Annotated in this window: 1 protein-coding gene; it reads left to right on the forward strand. The window is 36.9% G+C overall.

Translation table 11 applies throughout. The annotated features are described in order from the left end of the window. Positions 1-116 precede the first annotated feature (116 nt). Positions 117-881, forward strand: coding sequence for an NADAR family protein (locus tag ACFQ1M_RS11555; protein WP_386408348.1), 765 nt, complete (start codon positions 117-119; stop codon positions 879-881). Positions 882-1,115 lie beyond the last annotated feature (234 nt).

The raw sequence follows: 1,115 nt of genomic DNA on the forward strand, positions 1-1,115 counted from the left end.
CGACTGTCCCCTTTGTTCACTACCTTTGGCGGTGGACAAAAATTGAACAAAAGCACACAACAATATGTAAAAAGCATTGAAACGCTTTTTACACTTGAACGTTGCCATTAATTTGAATGAACTACACAAACGAGAAAATAATTGAACGAATTGAATCAGGTGAAAACCTGAAATATCTTCTATTTTGGGGACATCAAAAGTCTGACCGAATTACGAAATCTTGTTTCAGTCAATGGTATGAATCTGAATTTGAAGTTAACGGAATTAAATTCTTGACAGCCGAACATTATATGATGGCTGAAAAAGCACTATTATTTGGTGACAAAGAAATTTATCAGGAAATAATCGAGTCAGAAAAAGCAGGAAAAGTAAAGGAACTTGGAAGAAAAGTAAAAAACTTTAACCAAAGGATTTGGGAAGAAAATCGATTTGAAATAGTAGTTAGAGGTAATTTCCACAAGTTTAGTCAAAACCTAGAACTATCTGAATTTTTGAAAAACACAAATGACCGAATTTTAGTTGAGGCAAGTCCTATAGATGAAATTTGGGGAATTGGACTTGCTCAAAATGACGAAAATGCTGAAATCCCATATTTTTGGAACGGACTGAATTTACTTGGCTACGCTTTAATGGAAACGAGAGATATTTTAAACAAGATTGGAGAGTTTAAACCACTTGAAAACTCTGTTTTACCACCTTGGTTGGCTCATCCTGAAATCGACAGATATAGTATTGGTTGGAGAATGGGTTATGGAGAAACTCATATAATGGAATTGAGTAAATATTTGGACAGTTTAAGTGCATCTGAAAAGAGAATTTATGAATTGACTTATCCTGCAACTGGAGAATGGAAAGGTTGGTATAATGATGATTACGAATAAAAAACTAATGGCAACAACGTGTATAATTAATGGCTAGTTCTCGCCTACTTCCGAAAATCCTTGCGGATTTTCTATTCGGTTTTTATTTGCTAAATTATGTGCTTAAACACGCCACTAATCATACACAAAACCGTTGTGATGCAATCGACCAATTTGATGTGACAACGCCCCTCGGAGGGGTTCGCTGGGAATGGGTGGAGTTCTGCGCGACGCGCGGGCGGCACCCGACGCAGG

The organism is Sungkyunkwania multivorans, assembly GCF_042675645.1.
GTDB lineage: Bacteria > Bacteroidota > Bacteroidia > Flavobacteriales > Flavobacteriaceae > Sungkyunkwania > Sungkyunkwania multivorans.

Excerpts from the sequence above, each read along its gene's own strand:
- ACFQ1M_RS11555 (WP_386408348.1), top strand. The coding sequence starts at position 117 with ATGAACTACACAAACGAGAAAATAATTGAACGAATTGAATCAGGTGAA.